Origin of the sequence: Sutterella massiliensis (genome assembly GCF_016899755.1) — a bacterium.
Classification (GTDB): Bacteria; Pseudomonadota; Gammaproteobacteria; order Burkholderiales; family Burkholderiaceae_F; genus Sutterella; species Sutterella massiliensis.
On sequence record NZ_JACJJC010000238.1, the window covers coordinates 1 to 540 of the forward strand.

At 56.1% G+C, this 540-nt stretch carries 1 protein-coding gene; it reads left to right on the forward strand.

Annotation, left to right across the window (positions count from 1 at the left end; translation table 11 throughout):
• Positions 1-83: 83 nt before the first annotated feature.
• On the forward strand, positions 84-540 hold a 457-nt coding region (locus H6A60_RS12360), incomplete at its 3' end, for a D-alanyl-D-alanine carboxypeptidase (RefSeq protein ID WP_205105063.1).

The following is a 540-nucleotide window of genomic DNA, read 5'->3' on the forward strand; positions in this document are numbered from 1 at the left end:
GATATGTTCCGCTCTCAAGCGGTCGTTGTGTCGATTGGAACAAGCGACTGGATCCCGAGGTCGCCCATGAACGCGACGGTTCCGTGCGAATTTTCTTTCGAGGCAGCTTTTCTTCAGAGTTCGGCAAAGCGGCTCTCTATCTGTCGCTTGAATCTGCGGACCGGTATGCCGAGCGCCTCATTCGCACCGTTTGTCGACAGATGGGCATCGAATGGACGGGGCGACTGCTTTCACGCGCAACCGTCGAGTCCCCTGCTTGGCGGCTTAATTACGAACCGGTGTCGCGGGTACTTTCTGCGCAGCTCCCCGAAATCGTCCGTTCGATAAATAAAGATTCGCTCAACGCGGCCGCTCAAAGCCTGTTTCTTGCGCTTTCCGACGAACATACCAATACGGCAAGCGCAGTCGTTGTCGAACGATGGCTCATTGAGAACGGCATCGACTGTACTCATTTGCACCTTCCGAGCGGCTCGGGTCTTGACGAGAAGACACGCGTCGATGCCGTATTCATGGGCGACCTGCTTGCTCGTGCTCATTCGC